The following is a 20,472-nucleotide window of genomic DNA, read 5'->3' as shown; positions in this document are numbered from 1 at the left end:
TAAAAGTTTTCAAGTAAAAGCGTTCCAGTAAAATCGGACTTGCCAAAAAAGCGCGTATTATGTTCATTCACCCCGCCAACTTCAACCGCTAGCGTAACTTTTCAAGACAAATTAGCTCAATTAAACAACCAACTCTAGCAACATCGACACCATTCGGGCCACTGACGGGTAAATTGCAGCAAATCGGCGATGTAAATACGAGGCTGTCACGCTACAATACGCGCCCTTAATATATCGCAAAAACCATTAAGATTTATGAGTCAAAGCCCCCTACTGCCTCCTTCTGTCATTGATCAGCCCGGCGACCGGCAACGCTGGGGCAGCCTGTTTGGCAGCGCCCCCAGTCTGGCTATTGCCAACACAGCCCGTCAATCCGGACAATTAACCGTGTTGGTCTGTAATGATACCGCCAGCGCAATGCGCTTCGAGCAAGAGCTGAGTTTCTATAGTGGTGACTTGGAGATTGTGCACTTTCCCGACTGGGAAACCCTGCCTTATGATACTTTTTCACCACATCAGGATATTATTTCCGAGCGCCTAAACACCCTGCACCGTTTGTCAGAGATGAAAAGCGGTATTTTGGTGGTGCCGGTATCAACCTTGATGCATCGCTTACTACCTAGCGAGTATCTTCAGGCACATAGCTTGGCCATTGAAGTCGGCCAAACGTTTGATATAAAGGCTATGCGGCTAAAACTCGAAGCAAACGGCTATCGCTGTGTAAATACCGTCTATGAGCATGGTGAGTTTGCACTGCGCGGTTCAATTATGGATATCTTCCCTATGGGTAGCAGCATGCCTTTTCGGGTTGATCTATTCGGCGATGAGGTCGACACCCTGCGCACCTTTGATCCAGAGAGCCAACGCACTATCGAGCAAATCAAATCGGTTAATCTTCTACCGGGCAAGGAGTTTCCTTTAGATAAAAGCGGTATCAGCCGCTTTCGCAATCAATGGCATGAGCAGTTTGATGTGGATCATCGTCAGTGTTCTATCTATCAGGATGTTAGTGAGGGTATTGCGCCTGCCGGTATTGAATACTATTTACCGCTGTTTTTTGATAGCACTAGCACCCTATTCGATTTTTTACCCAAAGACAGCTTAATGGTTAACCTAGAGGGATTGGAGGGCGCCGCCGATCAATTCTGGCGCGAACTGCATACACGTTATGAAGATCGCAATATTGATGCCCAACGTCCTTTGTTAAGTCCGCAGCAATTATTTGTTCCCAGCGAACAATTGTTTAATGCCTTCAAGCATTATCCGCGTATTGTTATGCACCGCGATGCATTGGAAGAAAAAGCGGGCAACCATAATTTTGATTGCCAACCTCCGGCTTTTTTATCGATTGATAGCCAAGCGGAAAATCCGTTAAAAGAAGTCGCCGCACTGATTTCAGATAGCCAAGCCCGCATTTTATTTTGTGCCGAAAGTGCCGGACGCCGAGAAAGCTTACTCGATTTATTATCACGCCATGCTATCAAGCCAGACATCTGTGACAGCTGGCAAGATTTTATGGTTAGCGACAAACGACTGGCGATAACCATTGGGCCACTGGAGGCCGGCCTACAGCTGAGCGATACCATAGTCATCGCTGAGCCACAGTTATTTGGCCAGCGCGTTATGCAAACTCGCCGCCGTCGCAAAGCGCAAGACAATAGCGATACGGTGATTAAAAACCTGACCGAATTGCGAATTGGTGCACCGGTAGTTCATTTGGACCATGGCGTTGGTCGCTACCGCGGCCTGCAAAAAATTGGCGCTGGGGGTGAAACGGCCGAATTCCTCACATTGGAATATGCAGACGGTGCAAAACTTTATGTTCCAGTATCGTCACTCCACTTAATCAGCCGCTATAGCGGTGCTGATGAAGAACATGCGCCACTGCATCGACTGGGTAGCGACCAATGGTCAAAAGCCAAACGCAAAGCAGCCGAAAAGATTCGTGACGTTGCAGCCGAACTGCTGGACATTTATGCTCGCCGAGCAGCCAGACCGGGTGAAGCTCTATCCAACCCTAAACCGGCCTATGAGAAATTCGCTGCCGGCTTTCCCTTTGAGGAAACGCCTGATCAGGAAACTGCAATTGCAGCCGTACTTTCTGATTTAGCAGCGCCCACCGCCACAGACCGATTAGTCTGTGGCGATGTTGGCTTTGGTAAAACCGAAGTAGCCATGCGGGCGGCCTTTGTTGCTGTACACAACAGCAAACAGGTAGCGATCCTAGTGCCCACCACCCTTCTCGCGCAACAACACTATGAATCTTTCAAAGACCGTTTTGCCGACTGGCCAGTGAGGGTTGAAGTACTTTCCCGCTTTCGCAATGCAAAAGACACGGAGCAAGTATTGGCAAATGTCGCCGATGGCAAAGTGGATATTTTAATTGGTACGCATAAATTACTGCAGAGCGATGTGAAGTATCACAATTTAGGCTTATTGATTATTGATGAAGAACATCGCTTTGGTGTCAGACAAAAAGAAAAACTAAAATCGCTGCGCTCCGAGGTAGATATTTTGACCTTAACGGCGACACCGATTCCTCGCACGCTCAATATGGCGATGTCAGGTATGCGGGATTTATCGATTATCGCAACACCACCCGCCCGCCGTTTGTCGGTAAAAACCTTTGTCCGGCAAACTGACAAAGGCATTATCAAAGAGGCGCTGCTGCGTGAAATTTTACGCGGCGGACAGGTCTATTATTTGCACAACGAGGTGAAAACTATTGAGCAAACCGCCAGAGAGTTACAGCAGCTGGTACCAGAACTGCGTATCGGCATAGGTCATGGCCAAATGCCTGAACGGCAATTAGAACGAGTGATGTCGGATTTTTATCATAAACGCTTTAATCTATTGCTATGCACCACCATTATTGAAACAGGCATTGACGTACCCAGTGCTAATACCATCATTATTGATCGAGCTGATAAATTTGGCCTGGCCCAACTGCATCAGTTACGTGGCCGTGTTGGGCGATCTCATCATCAGGCCTATGCTTATCTACTGACACCCGGTATCAAAAATATGACCAAGGATGCTGAAAAGCGGCTGGATGCGATTAGTCAGGCTGAAGACCTGGGTTCGGGCTTTACACTGGCAACTCATGATCTTGAGATTCGCGGTGCCGGTGAATTATTGGGTGACGATCAAAGCGGTCAAATTCATAATATTGGCTTTACGCTTTATATGGAAATGCTGGAGCGTGCCGTTAACAGCATCAAAAATGGCAAAGAAATCACTATTGAGGATGCCTTCAAACCAGCCAGCGAGGTAAACCTTCGATTACCCGCCTTAATACCCGATGATTATTTACCGGATGTACATACCCGACTGATTTTATACAAGCGCATTGCCAATGCTGAAACCAAAAATGTGTTGCGAGAATTACAGGTCGAAATGATTGATCGCTTTGGTCTATTGCCGGATGCGGTTAAAAACCTCTTTAGAGCCACTGAGCTTAAATTACGCGCACAGGCGATTGGCATTAAAAAAGTGGAAGGCTCGACCACAGGAGGAAAACTGGAATTCGCTGACGACACCCAGATAGAACCAATAACCCTAGTCAAACTGGTACAAAGCCAGCCCGCCACTTATCAATTAGCTGGAGCTACTGCACTAAAATTTAGTGAATCGCTGGAAGAAACCGAACAACGATTTGATTTTATTGATAAGCTATTGGATATACTGACGCCAGAGACCGCTTAAAAAGGCCGTAGCTTGAAGTATGGAAAGCCATAAAGAGTGATAACACCGATAATGAAATCATTAGTCGTGACATTAATAAGCACAATACTGATTGCCAATGGTGCAGTTTTGGCTCAAAGCGCCAATCAAGAGGTGGCAGAACAGCAATGGTATCAAATTGAAGTACTGATTTTTGCCTATCAAGATACGGCTGATAACACTGCCGAATTATGGCCCAAGGAGTTAGGTTTAAAATACCCCGATCGTATTGTTGAATTAAAAAAAGCTAGCCAAAATGAAGTGCTACTGAATAATTGGCCTGACAATGCAGAAATCATTGAGTCAGAGCCTAGTGCTTCCACGGCTGAGATATTACCCGAGGAAATCGCTGAGCCGATATTTTTAGCAGAACCATCTCTAGCAGCACCATCCTTACCAGAAGCATCCTTACCAGAAGCATCTTTACTAGAACGATCTTTACTAGAGCCATCTTTATCAGAACCACCCTTACCAGAATTATCCTTACCAGAACCACTGTTAGTCACCCTAAAAGAACAACCCTTCACCCTCCTACCGCAAGAAGAGCAGAGCTTTAGCACGATAAAACAGCAGCTATTTCGCCAAAAAGACTTGCGCCAATTATTTCATGGCGCCTGGCGACAACCCATCGGCAAGCGCAATGACTCTGAAAGCTTGCTAATTCGAGGCGGCGATCAATTTGACAATCATTTTGAGCTGGAAGGATCGATTAGTTTTGGGCTAGAGCGCTATCTCCATATCACCACCAATTTATGGCTTAGTACTTTTGTTAGCAATGCAGGCCGCATGGAAAACCCCTGGCCTGTTTTACCTAAAGCCCCAATAGTTTCTAGCGCCAATGACCCCGAGACTGCTATCAATGGACCAGCTCAGGATGTCTTTAATCAGACTAGTTCCAACACAGGCTCTAACATGATTATGGCTAGCAATCATGTTATGAAAAACCCGTTCCTCGATTTGACACACAGCCAATATGCGGTGGATCAAACATCGACCATGCGCCAGTCGCGGCGAATGCGCAGCAATGAACTTCACTATATTGACCACCCATTGATGGGATTATTGGTGAGAATTACACCGTATGAATTTCCTGAACCTGCACAAGAACCTACACAAGACGTCGCTATTGATGCTGAAATTAACCAAGCTCAGCCAGCGCCGCAATCAGTAATGCCCTAACCTTTATCATTCCAGCATCAATAACACAGCGAATATCATCCATCGCAATCAAACCATCACTGCGTCCCGCCGCCGGATTAACCACTAAACAAAGGCTGGCATAATCCATATCCAGCTCTCTGGCTAAAGCGGCCTCGGGCATTGCCGTCATACCGACAATATCACAACCGTCTCTGTCCATACGATTGATCTCTGCCGCTGTCTCCAAACGTGGTCCCTGAGTAACACCATAAACCGCTTTATCTAACAACGGTAGAGAACAACCAACCGCGGCACGTTTTAATACGTCACGTAAATTGCTGGAAAATGGATAGCTAAAATCAATATGCTCTAACTTGTTATCAGTTTGATCATACAAGGTATGTTCTCGGCCATAGGTATAATCAATCAATTGATCAGGTAATACCAAAGTACCTGCCGTCATAGATGGTGCGATACCACCAACCGCGTTAACGGCTAGTATTTTACTAACGCCTAATTGTTTCAGTGCCCAAAGGTTCGCTCGGTAATTAACTTGATGCGGTGCAATAGTATGTGGATTGCCATGACGAGATAAGAAACAAATCTGCTGCCCATCAATCTCTGACTGTATAATGGATGCCGAGGTATACCCGTAGTGATTATGGCGCTCACCCACCACCTCGCCATCGCTAAAGGTGTTTAATCCTGTTCCACCAATGATGGCAATCATCTTGGGCAATCACTCCTTATTATTTATCCTTGTTGCTTATTTTCAGCATTTATATCAACGCCATCAGGAATAACAACCGTCGAGGTCGGAAAGGCAATATCGGCCTTATGTTTAAAAATAATATCCAGAATTTCTAGTAAGACCCGCTGCTTCACCTGATGATATTCCACCCAGTCTGTGGTTTTGGTAAAGGTATAGATAAAGAAGTCCAACGATGAGGCGGCAAAACTATTGAAATTAACAATAAGGGTTTGATCTGAGTCGATGTCTTGATGATTTTTTAGTAAATCTGTCACATCATCCACAATCGCTTTTATTTTGTCAGCATCTTCATAGCGTATACCAATGGTTTCATAGATCCGACGGTTAAGCATACGCGAGGGATTTTCAACCGAAATATGGCTAAAGGTTGCATTGGGAATATAGAGCGGACGCTTGTCAAAGGTACGAATGCGAGTTTGGCGCCAACCGATATGCTCTACCGTACCCTCTATTTCCTGATCCGGGGAGCGAATCCAGTCGCCGACAGCAAAAGGCCTATCAAGAAATACCATTAAACCGCCAAAGAAATTAGCGAGTAAATCTTTCGCCGCAAAACCAACAGCAATACCTCCGATACCGCCAAAGGCTAATACACCCGAAATACTATAACCCAGCGTTTGAAGTGCTACTAGAGTCACCGTAATGACCACCGCAGCTTTAATTAACTTACCCAACGCCAATACCGTTGTGGAATCAACCGGCTCTGCTGAATACTCATCGGAGATTAAACGGCTTTCTATTTGCTTGGTGAGACGAATCAGAAACCATGCCAACAAGGCAATTACTGCAAGTTCCCGTGCTGGCCCCAGCGTGCTAAACACAAAGGCCTCCGACTCAACGACCAACACCTCTAACACCCAACTAAAACCAACAAACCAAACCAGCCAACCTGCCGGTGCATGCGCGGCTTCTAATAAGGCATCATCCCAAAGGGTATGCGTTTTTTGCAATTGTTGCTCCAGTTTGCGCAAAAACAGACCAACCGCATAACGGGCTAGTAATGTTAGCAATACCAGAGTAAACACTTCCCATATCCAAGGGTACTCCACAAGATTAATACCAAACAGTGGCGATTCTATCGATGGTGATTTTGCTGATGTATTCATAAATGGTCACGCAATCGGTTAAGTGATGGACCTAGGTAAAACATAACGAACAATGGGGCCCGCCAATAATCGTTAAACACTAGTTATGTTTAATCAAAATTTTTATACAAATTAATCGAATTCAAAGTTATTTTTAGAGTAAAAAACTCTAAGAAACCCTTTTATAGAACATCACCACTACATTTACAAATTATAAGCCATTGAATCACAATCGGTTTTCACAATTGCTGCCATTATTAGAGCATAGCCAAACTGAAATCGCTAAACCAGCCTGATATGGACAGTTGGATTTTACATGGTACCTTGAATATAAAACATCTAATAAGCAGAGGGCGTGAAATGAAAAGTACCACACCCCAAGTTGGCAATTGGTATAAAGAAATCCAACAAGGATTGACCTTTGAAGTCGTGGCAATCGATGAAAAGACTAGAAGTATAGAGGTTCAACTCATCGATGGAGCCGTGACAGAGTATGACTTCGAAAACTGGAACGAAATGCTATTAGAACAAATCGAGGAGCCTGAAGATTGGCGCAATGCCTATGAGCTTAGCTCTGAAGACTATCTCGACCCTGACGATACAATTCACCCCGAGGAATGGGGTCCGGTCAATATGATAGAAACCGATATTATTAATGGCATGCTTGACGATGTTTGAGAGTAGGATGGATGCCTTAAATTTCGACACCTCTGAAAACCATCCACCTATTAAGTAATTTAGCCTGCCAGATTATTGTCTTTTCCTTTGTTAGGGCGTCTTGGTTAATTTAACTTTTCTTGAAACTTAATATTCAATTACAATGACTTAGGACTAAATCCTAAAGTGAATAATTAAGTATAGACAGAAATTAACCCGAGAAAGAACCTTTAAAAATCCGATCACCAACCCGGCAACTCAGCAATTTTTTAACAGGCACAAAAAAACCGCGACAAGCGCGGCTTTCAGTTCTATTCGCACAAGCGAATAAAAACAATAACGGCCTAACAGCATAACCCGTCACAAGAAACAAGGCTTAACTAAAACCTTATTCCCAAGCAAATTCAGCGTACTTATAAAAAAATTATAGAGGTACTACGTTCTCAGCTTGTGGGCCTTTTTGACCCTGAGTTACTGTGAACTCAACTTTCTGGCCTTCAGCCAAAGTTTTGAAGCCTGAAGAGTTGATTGCGCTGAAGTGTACAAACACATCAGGGCCAGACTCTTGCTCGATAAAACCAAAACCTTTGCTTTCGTTGAACCACTTAACGGTGCCAGTAGTTTGATCAGACATATCTCAATCCTATTTTACTTATTAGCCATTGCTAACATTTAACATTCAACCTATACACACAGATGCATGCAGAGCATTCTAGCCGGGAAATTTGGTATTGATTATGAAGAACAGGACGAACTACTGCAGTTGAAGCATCGTAATGATTGACCATAAAAAAAGCCGTATTTTCAAGCTGAGTAGATTGTAACTACTTTACTAGGCTCGTCAATCACTTTATGCAATATTTTTAGTGGCAAATAGCGGTTATACCGGCGGTTTTGATGAAATTTGTTATTAAAAATCTGTTAGGTAAATAATCTTTAATATATATCGCGTAAGGTAATTATTTGAAATAAGCATGGGAACGGTCGGTGTGGTCGGTCATGTCCATGACTGCACTTAACTCAGGCACCTGCTCTAAAAGACTCTTTTCAACGCCGTCTTTTAACGTAGATTCCACCATACCACAGCCCTGACAACCTCCACCAAACTGCAATATAGCAATATTTTCGTCGGTGACCTCCAGCAGTGATACTTCACCGCCATGAGCCGCCAATGAAGGGTTCACCTCATTAAAAAGCACATAATTGATGCGATCCTCTATTGAGCTATCCGCATTTACCTGAGGCAACTTGGCATTGGGCGCTTTAATCGTTAGCTGGCCTCCCATTCTATCTTTGGCATAATCGACAAAGGCATCTTTAAGGAACGGAATACTCCTAGTCTCAAAGCGTGCGGTAAACTTCTCATAGTCAACAAGAATATCTTCTTGGTTTATATCCGCATCACGACAATAAGCAATGCAAGTCTCTGCCTTTGGTGTGCCAGGCGCATTAACAAACATACGGATACCTAGCACATCGTCTTCCTGACTTTCCAAAAGTTCAGCAAGATAATCCTGCGCTGATTCAGTGATGGTCATCTTTAATTCTGTTGCTGCCTGCACTTCTGACATGACTGATATGCCCCTAAAACTCAACGATTTATCGACTTCAAAACCTCGAAAACTATATCAAAATATTTCAATATAGTTTAAGATGCGTTTTTTTTGCAACCCTGCAGACCTGCATTGGCGCGTTAATCGGCTATTATACTGTGATTGCAAGGATACAGAGAAGCAACTAAATCAGTTAATTTACTATTTCTACCGTTAAACCCTAGATATTTTAAGGGCTTACGGTTGTTTATTACCTACAGGCTACACATGACAAGCAAAAATTCACGTATCGCCACCCTCAAGCAGGCGCTAAAAAATCGTCTGTTAATTATAGATGGCGCCATGGGCAGCATGATTCAATCGTATGGGCTTGAAGAAGCGGATTACCGTGGTGACCGTCTGGCCGATTATGATGTAGATATTAAGGGCAATAACGATCTGCTCTCGATTACCCAGCCGCAGATTATTGAACAGATTCATACCGCCTACCTCGATGCCGGTGCTGATATTATTGAAACCAATAGCTTCAACGCCACCCGCGTCGCTCAGGGTGATTACAAGCTTGAAGACTATGCTTATGAAATCAATGTCGCAGCCGCCAAGGTTGCCCGCGTTGCTGCTGATAAAGCCAGTAAAGCAACACCGGATAAGCCTCGTTTTGTAGCTGGCGTACTTGGCCCTACCCCAAGAACAGCGTCTATCTCCCCAGATGTTAACGACCCAGGTGCACGTAATATCAACTTTGATCAACTAGCTGATGATTATTACCAGTCAACCAAAGGCTTAATTGAAGGCGATGTCGATCTGATAATGATCGAAACAGTTTTTGATACCCTAAATGCCAAAGCGGCTATTTATGCCGTTAAGCGCTGTTTTAGAGAGCTAGGTATTGAACTGCCCATTATGATTTCGGTTACCTTTCCGGATATTAGTGGCCGTATATTATCAGGACAAAGCCCCGAAGCTTTCTGGAATGCCATTGCCCACGCCCAGCCATTAATTGTCGGCACTAACTGTGGACGTCGCTTTAAAGAAATACGCTCCTTTGTAGAAGAGCTAGCTAACGCTGCTGATTGCTATTTTAGCGGCCATTTTAATGCCGGCCTTCCTAATGCTTTTGGTGAATACGATGAAACACCTGAGGATATGCTCGAAGATTTAAAAGGCTTTGCCGACCGCGGCTTTTTAAATTTAGTCGGAGGTTGTTGCGGCACCACACCTGAACATATTGCTGCTATTGCAACTATTGCATTGGACTCAAAACCCAGAGGTATTCATACACCCTCACCAGCCTGTCGTCTAAGTGGTCTAGAACCTTTCACTATTAATCCTGATTCATTGTTTGTAAACGTTGGCGAACGTTGTAACGTCACCGGTTCGGCAAAGTTTAAGCGCCTAATTATTGACGGCGATTATGATACCGCCCTTGATGTCGCCCGTGAACAAGTTGAAAACGGCGCTCAGATTATCGACATCAACATGGATGAAGGCATGCTCGATGCCGAAACAGCCATGGTGACGTTTTTAAATCTGATCGCTTCAGAGCCAGATATTTCTCGGGTACCGATTATGGTTGACTCCTCTAAATGGGAAATTATCGAATCGGGCTTAAAATGCATTCAGGGTAAAGCCGTGGTCAACTCTATTAGCCTAAAAGAAGGCGAAGCGGAGTTTATTGAAAAAGCTCAGTTGTGTTTGAACTACGGTGCCGCGGTTGTGGTTATGGCCTTTGATGAAGAAGGCCAAGCGGACACCCTCGCTCGTAAAAATGAAATTTGCCTTCGCTCTTATAAAATACTGGTGGATACCGTCGGCCTACCTCCTCAGGATATTATTTTTGATCCGAATATTTTTGCTATTGCCACCGGTATCGAAGAGCACAACAACTATGCCGTTGACTTTATTGAAGCCTGTCGGTTTATCAAAAGCAACTTGCCGCATGCCCTGATTTCTGGTGGTGTCAGCAATGTCTCCTTCTCATTCCGTGGTAATAACCCGGTACGCGAAGCGATTCACTCGGTGTTCTTATATCACGCGATCAAAGCCGGGCTGGATATGGGTATTGTTAATGCCGGCCAACTTGCCGTCTATGACGATTTACCTGTCGAACTTAGAGATGCCGTTGAAGATGTAATCCTAAACCGTCGTGATGACAGCACTGAAAGGTTGTTGGATATTGCCAGTGATTACGCTGGCGACGGCGCCAAAAAGCAAGTTGAAAATCTTGAGTGGCGCGAGTATTCCGTTGAAAAACGTATTGAGCATGCCTTGGTTAAAGGGATTACCACTTATATTGTTGAAGATGCCGAAGAAGCCCGAGTTAATGCCGAGCGTCCAATTGAGGTTATCGAAGGTCCTTTAATGGACGGCATGAATGTGGTTGGCGACTTATTCGGCGACGGTAAAATGTTTTTACCGCAGGTAGTAAAAAGCGCCCGTGTTATGAAGCAAGCGGTGGCGCACTTACAACCGTTTATCGAACAGGAGAAGGATGATAGGGCCACAAGCAACGGTAAAATCATCATGGCCACGGTTAAAGGTGACGTACACGATATTGGTAAAAATATTGTCGGGGTTGTATTGCAATGCAATAACTATGAAGTGGTTGACCTTGGGGTTATGGTTTCCTGTGATGAAATTCTTCGTGTCGCCAAACAAGAGAATGCCGATATTATTGGCCTCAGCGGTCTGATTACTCCTTCGTTGGATGAAATGGTTTATGTCGCCAAAGAAATGAAAGATCAAGGGTTTTCAATCCCCTTAATGATCGGTGGAGCCACTACATCAAAAGCGCATACTGCGGTTAAAATTGAACCGCAGTATGATCAGGCACCGATTATTTATGTACCTGACGCCTCACGAAGCGTGTCAGTGGCAAGCGCTCTACTGAGCGAAAATCAGTACGAGAGTTTTTGGCAGCAACGTAAAGACGAATATGCCGTTGTACGCGAACGCGTTAAAAATCGAAAACCTAAAGCCAAGCCGCTGAGCTATGAGGCAGCAAAAGCCAATGCCCCGACCATTGAGTGGGACAATTACGCCCCGCCAAAACCCAGCTTTCAAGGCATCAAAGTTTTTGAAGATTACCCACTTGAGGATTTAGTCGACACTATCGATTGGACACCATTTTTTATCAGTTGGGATTTGGCCGGCAAATACCCGAAAATTCTTGATGATAACGTTGTTGGCGAAGCAGCTCGCAGCTTGTTTGATGATGCCCAAATTATGCTGAAAAAGTTAATTGATGAAAAATTACTCACTGCTAAAGCAGTCATTGGTTTCTGGCCTGCCAACCAAGTCAATAGCGATGATATTGAAGTGATAACCGGTGATGATCAACCAACCACTTTGCATCATATCCGCCAGCAAACAGCAAAGCCCAATGGCAAGCCCAATTTCAGCCTTGCTGATTTTATTGCGCCAAAAAGCACTGGCTTAGAAGATTATATTGGTGGCTTTGTGGTTACTGCCGGCATTGGTGCTGAAGAGCTGGCAAAACACTATCAGCAAGCTGGCGATGACTACAGAGCGATTATGGTTAAAGCATTAGCTGATCGCTTAGCTGAATCATTTGCCGAGCATATGCACTTACGTGTCCGCAAAGAATTCTGGGGTTATGCCGACAACGAAGAGCTAAGCAACGAAGAGTTAATCAAAGAACGTTACCACGGCATCCGTCCTGCGCCGGGCTACCCAGCCTGCCCTGACCACACTGAAAAAGCGACATTATTTAAGCTGCTATCAGCTCAGGACAATATTGGTGTTGAATTAACCGAGCATTTCGCCATGACACCGGCGGCGGCAGTCAGCGGCTTTTATTACTCGCACCCAGATTCCAGCTATTTTGCCACCGGCAAAATCAGTAAAGATCAGGTGGATAGTCTTGCAGCGCGTAAAGGAATGACGGAGAAAGAAATGGAGCGTTGGTTGTCGCCAGTTTTGGATTACGACCGTTAGCAGGCAAAAAAACGGCCATCAAGGCGCTCGACTGAGCGCCTTAGATAGATAATTAAGAGGCCATTCCACTCAGCCAAAACACCACGGTGCCCACAACTAGGACAATGATCGCTGTGGCTGCATAGGCATCATTTAAGCCATCGTTATACTTTGATTCTTGATCTGACATACTGCTCGTTCCTCATCAGGTATTACTAGTTGGGTGATATTTTACGGGGCGGCATTATAACAATATCTCGTTAAATCAAAAAGGGGATTTGGCGTGTAGCCAAAGCTTGTCTTGGTAAGTTGGGCGCATTTTTAAGACAAGCCTAGCCCTTCAGTCAATATACCCAGACATTTCATAAACTTATCTCGCCCAATGCCGCTAAATTTAGTACAATCGCGCGTCATTTTTAACGCAAATATCAGTTTTATACGACAAGGTCCTAATGTATATATACGATGAACACGATCAGCGCCTGGTAGACGAACGGGTTAAACAGTACCGCGGTCAGACCGAGCGCTATCTGGCCGGTGAAATCACCGATGAGCAATTTTTGCCGCTGCGCCTGCAAAATGGCCTCTATGTACAGCGCTTGGCACCGATGCTGCGTATTGCTATCCCCTATGGCACCTTTAACAGCACCCAGATGCGTAAACTGGCTCATATTAGCCGTCATTATGATAAGGGCTATGGTCACTTCAGTACTCGCCAGAACTTGCAGCTAAACTGGCCCAAACTGGAACAAGTGCCTGATATCCTCGAAGAACTAGCGTCAGTACAGATGCATGCCATCCAAACCAGTGGTAACTGTATCCGTAATACCACCACCGACCAATTTGCCGGTGCCGCGGCCGATGAACTGGAAGACCCACGTCCCTATTGTGAAATCATCCGCGAATGGTCAACCTTTCACCCTGAGTTTGCCTTCTTACCGCGTAAATTCAAAATCGCTGTGTGCGCCTCAGCAGCAGATCGGGCAGCCATTCATATGCACGATATTGGCATTGAAGTAGTCCATAATGCTGATGGTGATACTGGCTTTCGCATATTAGTCGGCGGCGGCTTAGGACGTACGCCAGTAATCGCCACAGAAATTATAGATTTCTTGCCTAAACAGCACCTGATCACCTACTTAGAGGCGATCTTGCGGGTATATAACCAACTCGGTCGTCGCGACAATAAATACAAAGCCAGAATCAAAATTCTGGTTCGGGCCACTGGCATTGAAGCCTTTCGTGAAAAGGTCGAGAAAGAATGGGCAACCATCAAAGACGGCCCTGCTACGCTTACTGAGGCTGAATTCGATAGAGCGAAGTCCTTTTTCCATTCTCCGGATTATGCCTGCATTGACGATGATGTTGCTGAAGCCGCTCTTGCCGAACAGGCTGCACAAAACCCTGCTTTTGATAATTGGCTAAAACGCAATGTCGAAGCTCATCAGGCACCTGGCTATGCAATTGTGACCCTATCACTTAAAGCCACCGGTTATGCCCCTGGCGATCTTACTGATAAACAGATGGAAGCTGTTGCCGATATGGCTGATCAATTTTCCTTCGGTGAGATTCGCGCCAGCCACCAACAAAACCTAATTCTGGCCCATGTACGCAAAGATCAGCTACTAGCCGTATTTGAACAAGCCAAAGCGCAAAACTTTGCCACGGCGAATATTAATTACCTAACGGATATGATTTGCTGTCCGGGCGGTGATTTTTGTGCGCTAGCCAATGCCAAGTCACTACCGGTCTCTGAAGCCATACAGCGTAAATTTGATGATATGGATTATCTCTATGATCTGGGCCCTATCGACCTGAATATCTCAGGCTGCATGAATGCCTGTGGTCATCATCATATAGGCCATATTGGTATTTTAGGTGTTGATAAAAAGGGGCAGGAGTTTTTCCAAATCTCTCTTGGCGGCAGTCAAGATAAAGATGCGTCACTAGCAAAAATTCTTGGTCCGTCATTTTCCGCTGCTGATGTTCCAGACGTAGTAGAGAAAATTCTTGATACCTATATTAATAACCGCACCGAAGAAGAAACTTTCCTCGATACCTATCGCCGTGTTGGCATCGATCCGTTTAAGGAGACAGTCTATGCCAAATAAAATCATTAAAGATGGTGCTGTAGTAGAGGATCAATGGCAGGTATTGGATACAGAAGCCACTGAAGTTCCTGAAGGTGCTGTTATCGTTCCCCTATCCTTGTGGACTCAGCAAAAAGACGCGCTGGCACAGCGTGATCAATTAGGAATTTGGCTAAACAGTGATGAATCCCCACAACTGATTGCCGATAGCCTGGCAAACTTTGCGGTTATTGCGATTAATTTTCCAGCCTTTGCCGATGGCCGCGGCTTTACCTATGGCCGTGAATTGCGCGAGCAGCATCAGTATCAAGGTGAAATTAGAGCCATTGGCGAGTTTATCCGCGACCAATTATTCTTTCTGAAACGCTGTGGTTTTAATGCTTTTGCACTTGATGGTGTTGACCTTAATAAAGCACTGGATAGCTTTGCTGACTTTAGTGATGCTTATCAGGCTGCCATAGATCAGCCAGAGCCTTTATTTAAACGACGTTAAAAAAAGACAAAACCCACTATTCAATTGTCTTTTAAGTGGTCTTTTTATAGGTTTAACGTAATAATCCTGTTGTAAAGATTTTGAGCGACCGACAATTATCATGGATCCCAACAGCATCACCTTTGCTTTTTTTCTGATCTTCTCAGGCGCTGCCGTGCTCGCCTCGCTGGCACTCTATACTCGCCAACCGTTGCTGATTGCCTACATCGTCTTGGGTGCGTTGATAGGTCCCTACGGAATGGGCTATGTCACCGACCTAAAACTATTATCGGATATTGCCCACTTCGGTATTATCTTCCTACTATTTTTGCTCGGCTTAGATATGCAACCGCAGGCTTTAATGTCTACCATGAAGAAAGCCTCATGGGTGGCGATCATTAGTTCTATTGCCTTTGCTGCGATTGGTTACGCGGTTGCCTGGAGTTTTAATTTTACCCACACCGAATCCATTATTATCGGTGCGGCCATGATGTTTTCCAGTACCATTATCGGCATTAAATTATTACCGACTACCGTCCTTCATCATCGCCATATGGGTGAGATGATGATTGGGTTATTATTAATTCAAGACGTTATCGCTATCTTTGTCTTGCTAATACTACTCAGCGGCAACCTCGGTGAATTTGATTTGATGTTACTTGGCAAAACGGTTATCGCCCTACCGCTGTTTATCCTTTTTGCCGTTGGCTTTGTTAAATATATTTTACTGAAACTGATTCAATCTTTTGATCGCTTCCATGAGTATATTTTTCTGCTGGCTATTGGCTGGTGTTTGGGAATGGCAGAAGCAGCCCATGCCGTTGGATTGTCCGCAGAAATTGGCGCGTTTATCGCCGGAATCTCTTTGGCCACTAGTCCTATCTCGCAATATATTGCCGTTAACTTAAAACCGCTGAGAGATTTTTTTCTGGTGCTATTCTTTTTCTCACTAGGCGCTCGCTTTGATTTAACTGTGCTGGGGAGTATTTTATTGCCCGCAGTAACATTGGCGATATTAATTATTGGCTTAAAACCGGTAATCTATTATGGCCTGCTACGTAATGTTAGCGAAAGAAAACCCTTGGCCTGGGATATTGGTTTTCGTTTGGGGCAAATCAGTGAATTCTCATTATTAATTGCCTATGTCGCTACAGGTGCGTCATTAATTGGCAAAGAAGCCTCTCATTTGATTCAAGCTACAGCCATTATCACTTTTGTAGTTTCATCCTATATCGTGATATTTAATTGTATGACCCCGATTTCGGTGTCCGATAAAATGCGACGAGATTAACAAAACCAGGCATAATCACCAGCCATAAAAAAACCCGGCAAAAGCCGGGTTTTTTTATCTAACAAATCAGCTTAAAGCGCAGAATCCAACTCAGGTACTGCGTCAAACAAATCAGCCACTAGGCCGTAGTCTGCAACCTGAAAGATCGGTGCCTCTTCATCTTTGTTGATTGCAACAATGATTTTACTGTCTTTCATACCCGCCAAATGCTGGATAGCACCGGAGATACCCACAGCAATATACAGATCTGGAGCAACGATTTTACCCGTTTGACCCACCTGCATATCATTAGGTACAAAACCCGCATCAACCGCTGCACGAGATGCACCAACGGCCGCACCGAGCTTATCGGCAACAGACTCAAGCATGGAGAAGTTCTCACCATTTTGCATACCGCGACCACCAGAGATAATAACACCGGCAGCCGTCAGTTCAGGCCGGTCACTAACGGCAACTTCTTCACTAACAAAGCTTGAAATACCCGCATCATGTGCAGAAGCAACTGTCTCAACAGCGGCAGAGCCACCTTCTGTTGCAGCGGCATCAAATGCAGTACCGCGAACGGTGATAACTTTAATCGCATCAGCTGATTGAACCGTGGCAATAATGTTGCCGGCGTAGATTGGACGCTTAAATGTATCCGCACTTTCAACTGCAGTAATGTCAGAGATTTGTGCAACATCCAACAATGCCGCTATGCGAGGTGCAACGTTTTTGCCGGTAGTCGTAGCGGCGGCTAATACATAACCGTAGTCTTTGGCTAACTCGGCAACCAAAAGACCAACATTCTCAGCCAGCTGATTTGCATAGGCGGTATTATCGGCTATTAAGACTTTACTAACACCGGCGATTTTTGCAGCAGCTTCACCAGCAGCAGCACAATCAGAACCGGCAACCAATACGGTAATATCACCACCAATCGCAGCAGCAGCAGTCACTACATTTAACGTAGCACCCTTGATAGAAGCATTATCGTGTTCAGCTAAAATTAAAATACTCATTAAATCACCTTCGCTTCATTTTTTAGTTTATCAACAAGCGCTTCGACTGAATCCACTTTGATTCCCGCTGCACGTTCTGCTGGCGGCTCAACCTTAATAGTGGTTAGACGAGGTGCAATATCAACGCCTAGGTCGTCAGGTGTCATTACGTCTAATGGCTTTTTCTTTGCCTTCATAATATTTGGCAGAGAAGCGTAACGCGGCTCGTTCAAACGAAGGTCGGTAGTAATAATGGCTGGAAGATTTAAATTAACTGTCTGTAAACCACCATCGATTTCACGGGTTACACTCACTTTACCGTCAGCGACAACCACCTCGGAAGCAAAAGTTCCCTGCGGCAGACCAGCCAATGCCGCCAACATCTGACCAGTTTGGTTGTTATCACCATCGATAGACTGCTTACCAAGAATAACCATATCTGGCTGTTCTTTATCAACAATCGCTTTTAATAATTTAGCGATGGCCAGCGGCTGTAGTTCTGTGTCGGTTTCAACTTGAATACCGCGATCAGCACCCAGCGCCAAAGATGTGCGGATTTGCTCTTGGCAAGACTTATCACCCAAAGAAACAGCGATGATTTCGGTAACGGTGCCCGCTTCTTTTAAGCGTACGGCCTCTTCAACTGCAATCTCACAGAATGGATTGATAGCCATTTTTACATTGTTCAGATCAGCGCCAGTACCATCAGAGTTGGCCCGCACTTTTACATTAGCGTCAGCAACACGCTTAATAGGAACAAGAACCTTCATTAGATTCTCCGTTTTGAAGTCATGAATTTAGCCAACCGCGGTAAAAAAGCCCTAAATAGCGGCTAGCTTCGAAAAAACGCGCGTATGTTGACGCTTGTAGCCCCTAAGGTCAATAACTTTTTATCGCAGCTAAACATGCATAAACTAGCAAAATATAGTCTTAAAAAGCCCTTTTAGCCGCTCCATTGGCTATATCCATCTCTCCTACTTAAAATTCCTGCCATTAAGCATCGCTGCCTGTTGGCACTTTTATAAGTGAACTTATATACTTAGCCACCTTTGAGTGCTCGGGACAAGTCATCAAACCCCGCCTGAGCCGCCATAATTGTTTAGTATGAGGACTTTAGTTGTGGAACGTGAATCTATGGAATTCGACGTAGTCATCGTCGGTGCCGGCCCTGCAGGGCTATCAGCTGCCTGCCGTCTTCGCCAGCTTAGCGAAGATATCACGGTTTGTGTGGTAGAAAAGGGAGCTGAGGTGGGCGCCCATATTCTGTCCGGTGCTGTTATGGATCCCAAAGCGATCACTGAGCTTTTTCCCGACTGGAAAGAGCGCGGCGCACCCCTTAATGTCCCTGTCACCAGAGATAAAGTGATGTTAATGAATAATCAGTCGAGCGCGATTAGTGTGCCACTGCTATTCACACCCGGCTTCCATAACAAGGGTAATTATGTCGTTAGCTTGGCCAATGTGTGTCGCTGGTTGGCGGAACAAGCTGAGGCTATGGGGGTAGAAATCTACCCGGGCTTTGCCGCCGCTGAGGTGCTATATAACGAAGATGGCAGCGTCAAAGGTATTGCTACAGGCGATATGGGCGTTGCCGCTGATGGCAGTCAAAAAGACTCTTATATGCCGGGTATGGAGCTACATGCCAAGTACACGGTATTTTCTGAAGGCTGCCGTGGTCATCTAGGCAAACAATTGATCAACAAATTTAATCTTGATGAAGGTTGCGATCCCCAGCATTACGGCATTGGTTTTAAAGAAATCTGGCAAATCGACGAATCCAAGCATCAGGCTGGATTAGTTATTCATACTACGGGGTGGCCTGCCTCTAAAGGAACTGCCTCAGGCAGTTATCTATATCACTCTGAGGGCAATCAAGTTGCTATTGGCTATGTTGTACCGCTGAGCTATGACAATCCACATGTCTCGCCCTTTGATGAATTCCAACAGTGGAAACAGCATGAAAAAATCAAATCTTATCTCGAAGGCGGCACCCGTATTTCGTATGGCGCCAGAGCTTTGATTAAAGGCGGGCCACAATCTCGTCCCAAAATGAGCTTTCCCGGTGGTTTGTTAATCGGTGATGACGCAGGCACCTTGAACTTCGCCAGAATCAAAGGCAGCCATACTGCAATGAAGTCAGGCATATTGGCTGGCGACACGCTTCACGCTGCATTAACCGCTGAAGGTGCTACTGCCGGCGGGGCTGACCTAGTTGATTATGCTGATCGTTTTAATTCATCCTGGCTTAACGATGAACTGCATAAATGGCGCAACTTTGGCCCACTGCTACATAAATTTGGCGGTATGGTTGGCGCTGCATTGGCCTTTATCGATCAAGGTATTTTTCAGGGCAAACTGCCGTTTACCCTACGCGACAAAACACCAGATCATGAAACCCTAAAACCCGCCGCGGATATGCCGAAAATTGACTATCCGAAGCCTGATGGTGTGATCAGTTTTGACAAGCTGTCTTCAGTCTTCCTTTCAAATACCAACCATGAGGAAGATCAACCGTGTCACCTAACATTAAAAGATGCTGATATTCCACTGTCGCAAAACTTACCTATGTTCGATGAACCCGCCCAACGCTACTGTCCTGCCGGTGTTTATGAAATCGTTGAGGAATCCAGTGGCGATAAGCGTTTTCAGATTAATGGTCAGAATTGCGTGCATTGCAAAACTTGTGACATTAAAGACCCTGCACAAAACATTGTTTGGATAGCACCAGAGGGGCTAGGTGGTCCTAATTATCCTAATATGTAGTGTGAATTCG

General features: G+C 45.1%; 14 protein-coding genes. 8 read left to right on the top strand and 6 right to left on the bottom strand.

The features are described from left to right. Positions 1 to 255 precede the first annotated feature (255 nt). Both mfd and AACP44_RS00285 read left to right on the top strand, forming a co-directional pair. Positions 256 to 3,705 carry a transcription-repair coupling factor gene (gene mfd, locus AACP44_RS00290; RefSeq protein ID WP_339337839.1) on the top strand — a complete coding sequence of 1,150 codons (3,450 nt, stop codon included), beginning with the start codon at positions 256 to 258 and terminating at the stop codon, positions 3,703 to 3,705. Between the two features lie 51 nt (positions 3,706 to 3,756). Next, positions 3,757 to 4,902, top strand: coding sequence for a CsiV family protein (locus AACP44_RS00285; protein ID WP_339337837.1), 1,146 nt, complete (start codon positions 3,757 to 3,759; stop codon positions 4,900 to 4,902). Here AACP44_RS00285 and AACP44_RS00280 read toward each other — a convergent pair. Together AACP44_RS00280 and AACP44_RS00275 are read right to left on the bottom strand one after the other, a co-directional pair. Beyond that, a complete protein-coding gene (locus AACP44_RS00280) occupies positions 4,862 to 5,593 on the bottom strand; it encodes an S-methyl-5'-thioinosine phosphorylase (RefSeq protein ID WP_339337835.1) in 732 nt (243 codons plus the stop codon). The two genes, AACP44_RS00285 and AACP44_RS00280, sit on opposite strands and share 41 nt — an antisense overlap. Positions 5,594 to 5,616: 23 nt before the next feature. Beyond that, positions 5,617 to 6,741, bottom strand: a complete 1,125-nt coding sequence (locus AACP44_RS00275; RefSeq protein ID WP_339337833.1) for a mechanosensitive ion channel family protein — start codon at positions 6,739 to 6,741, stop codon at positions 5,617 to 5,619. Positions 6,742 to 7,080: 339 nt separating this feature from the next. On the opposite strand from AACP44_RS00275, the gene AACP44_RS00270 reads away from it, so the two are divergent. Beyond that, the gene (locus AACP44_RS00270) at positions 7,081 to 7,398 is read left to right on the top strand and encodes a DUF6763 family protein (protein ID WP_339337831.1); all 318 of its coding nucleotides are present in this window, start codon (positions 7,081 to 7,083) and stop codon (positions 7,396 to 7,398) included. 403 nt (positions 7,399 to 7,801) lie between these two features. On the opposite strand, the gene AACP44_RS00265 is transcribed toward AACP44_RS00270, so the two are convergent. Both AACP44_RS00265 and nfuA read right to left on the bottom strand, forming a co-directional pair. After that, positions 7,802 to 8,011 carry a cold-shock protein gene (locus AACP44_RS00265; RefSeq protein ID WP_007224698.1) on the bottom strand — a complete coding sequence of 70 codons (210 nt, stop codon included), beginning with the start codon at positions 8,009 to 8,011 and terminating at the stop codon, positions 7,802 to 7,804. 325 nt (positions 8,012 to 8,336) lie between these two features. Further along, positions 8,337 to 8,948, bottom strand: coding sequence for a Fe-S biogenesis protein NfuA (gene nfuA, locus AACP44_RS00260; RefSeq protein WP_339337824.1), 612 nt, complete (start codon positions 8,946 to 8,948; stop codon positions 8,337 to 8,339). A 249-nt stretch (positions 8,949 to 9,197) separates the two neighbouring features. Between nfuA and metH the strand changes: the two genes are divergently transcribed. The 4 genes from metH to AACP44_RS00240 all read left to right on the top strand — a co-directional run bounded on the left by metH (position 9,198) and on the right by AACP44_RS00240 (position 16,719). Beyond that, complete coding sequence (gene metH / locus AACP44_RS00255) at positions 9,198 to 12,887, top strand: methionine synthase (RefSeq protein WP_339337822.1); 3,690 nt, start codon at positions 9,198 to 9,200, stop codon at positions 12,885 to 12,887. A gap of 431 nt (positions 12,888 to 13,318) precedes the next feature. Next, on the top strand, positions 13,319 to 14,977 hold the full coding sequence (locus AACP44_RS00250; protein WP_339337820.1) for a nitrite/sulfite reductase: 1,659 nt from the start codon (positions 13,319 to 13,321) through the stop codon (positions 14,975 to 14,977). Then, positions 14,967 to 15,449, top strand: coding sequence for a DUF934 domain-containing protein (locus AACP44_RS00245; RefSeq protein WP_339337818.1), 483 nt, complete (start codon positions 14,967 to 14,969; stop codon positions 15,447 to 15,449). The genes AACP44_RS00250 and AACP44_RS00245 overlap by 11 nt, the downstream gene beginning before the upstream one ends. Positions 15,450 to 15,549: 100 nt before the next feature. Further along, positions 15,550 to 16,719 (top strand): cation:proton antiporter, encoded by a 1,170-nt coding sequence (locus AACP44_RS00240; protein WP_339337816.1) that lies wholly within the window; start codon positions 15,550 to 15,552, stop codon positions 16,717 to 16,719. A 71-nt stretch (positions 16,720 to 16,790) separates the two neighbouring features. On the opposite strand, the gene AACP44_RS00235 is transcribed toward AACP44_RS00240, so the two are convergent. Together AACP44_RS00235 and AACP44_RS00230 are read right to left on the bottom strand one after the other, a co-directional pair. Next, positions 16,791 to 17,720: an FAD-binding protein gene (locus tag AACP44_RS00235; protein WP_339337814.1), complete on the bottom strand. Its 930-nt coding sequence runs from the start codon at positions 17,718 to 17,720 to the stop codon at positions 16,791 to 16,793. Continuing rightward, positions 17,720 to 18,469 carry an electron transfer flavoprotein subunit beta/FixA family protein gene (locus AACP44_RS00230; protein WP_339337812.1) on the bottom strand — a complete coding sequence of 250 codons (750 nt, stop codon included), beginning with the start codon at positions 18,467 to 18,469 and terminating at the stop codon, positions 17,720 to 17,722. Before AACP44_RS00230 ends, AACP44_RS00235 begins: the two co-directional genes overlap by 1 nt. Positions 18,470 to 18,818: 349 nt before the next feature. Between AACP44_RS00230 and AACP44_RS00225 the strand changes: the two genes are divergently transcribed. Then, positions 18,819 to 20,462, top strand: a complete 1,644-nt coding sequence (locus AACP44_RS00225; protein ID WP_339337810.1) for an electron transfer flavoprotein-ubiquinone oxidoreductase — start codon at positions 18,819 to 18,821, stop codon at positions 20,460 to 20,462. The last annotated feature ends 10 nt before the right edge of the window (positions 20,463 to 20,472 follow it).

The organism is uncultured Oceanicoccus sp., assembly GCF_963968385.1.
GTDB lineage: Bacteria > Pseudomonadota > Gammaproteobacteria > Pseudomonadales > Dasaniaceae > Oceanicoccus.
This window is presented reverse-complemented; position numbering and strand designations above follow the sequence as displayed.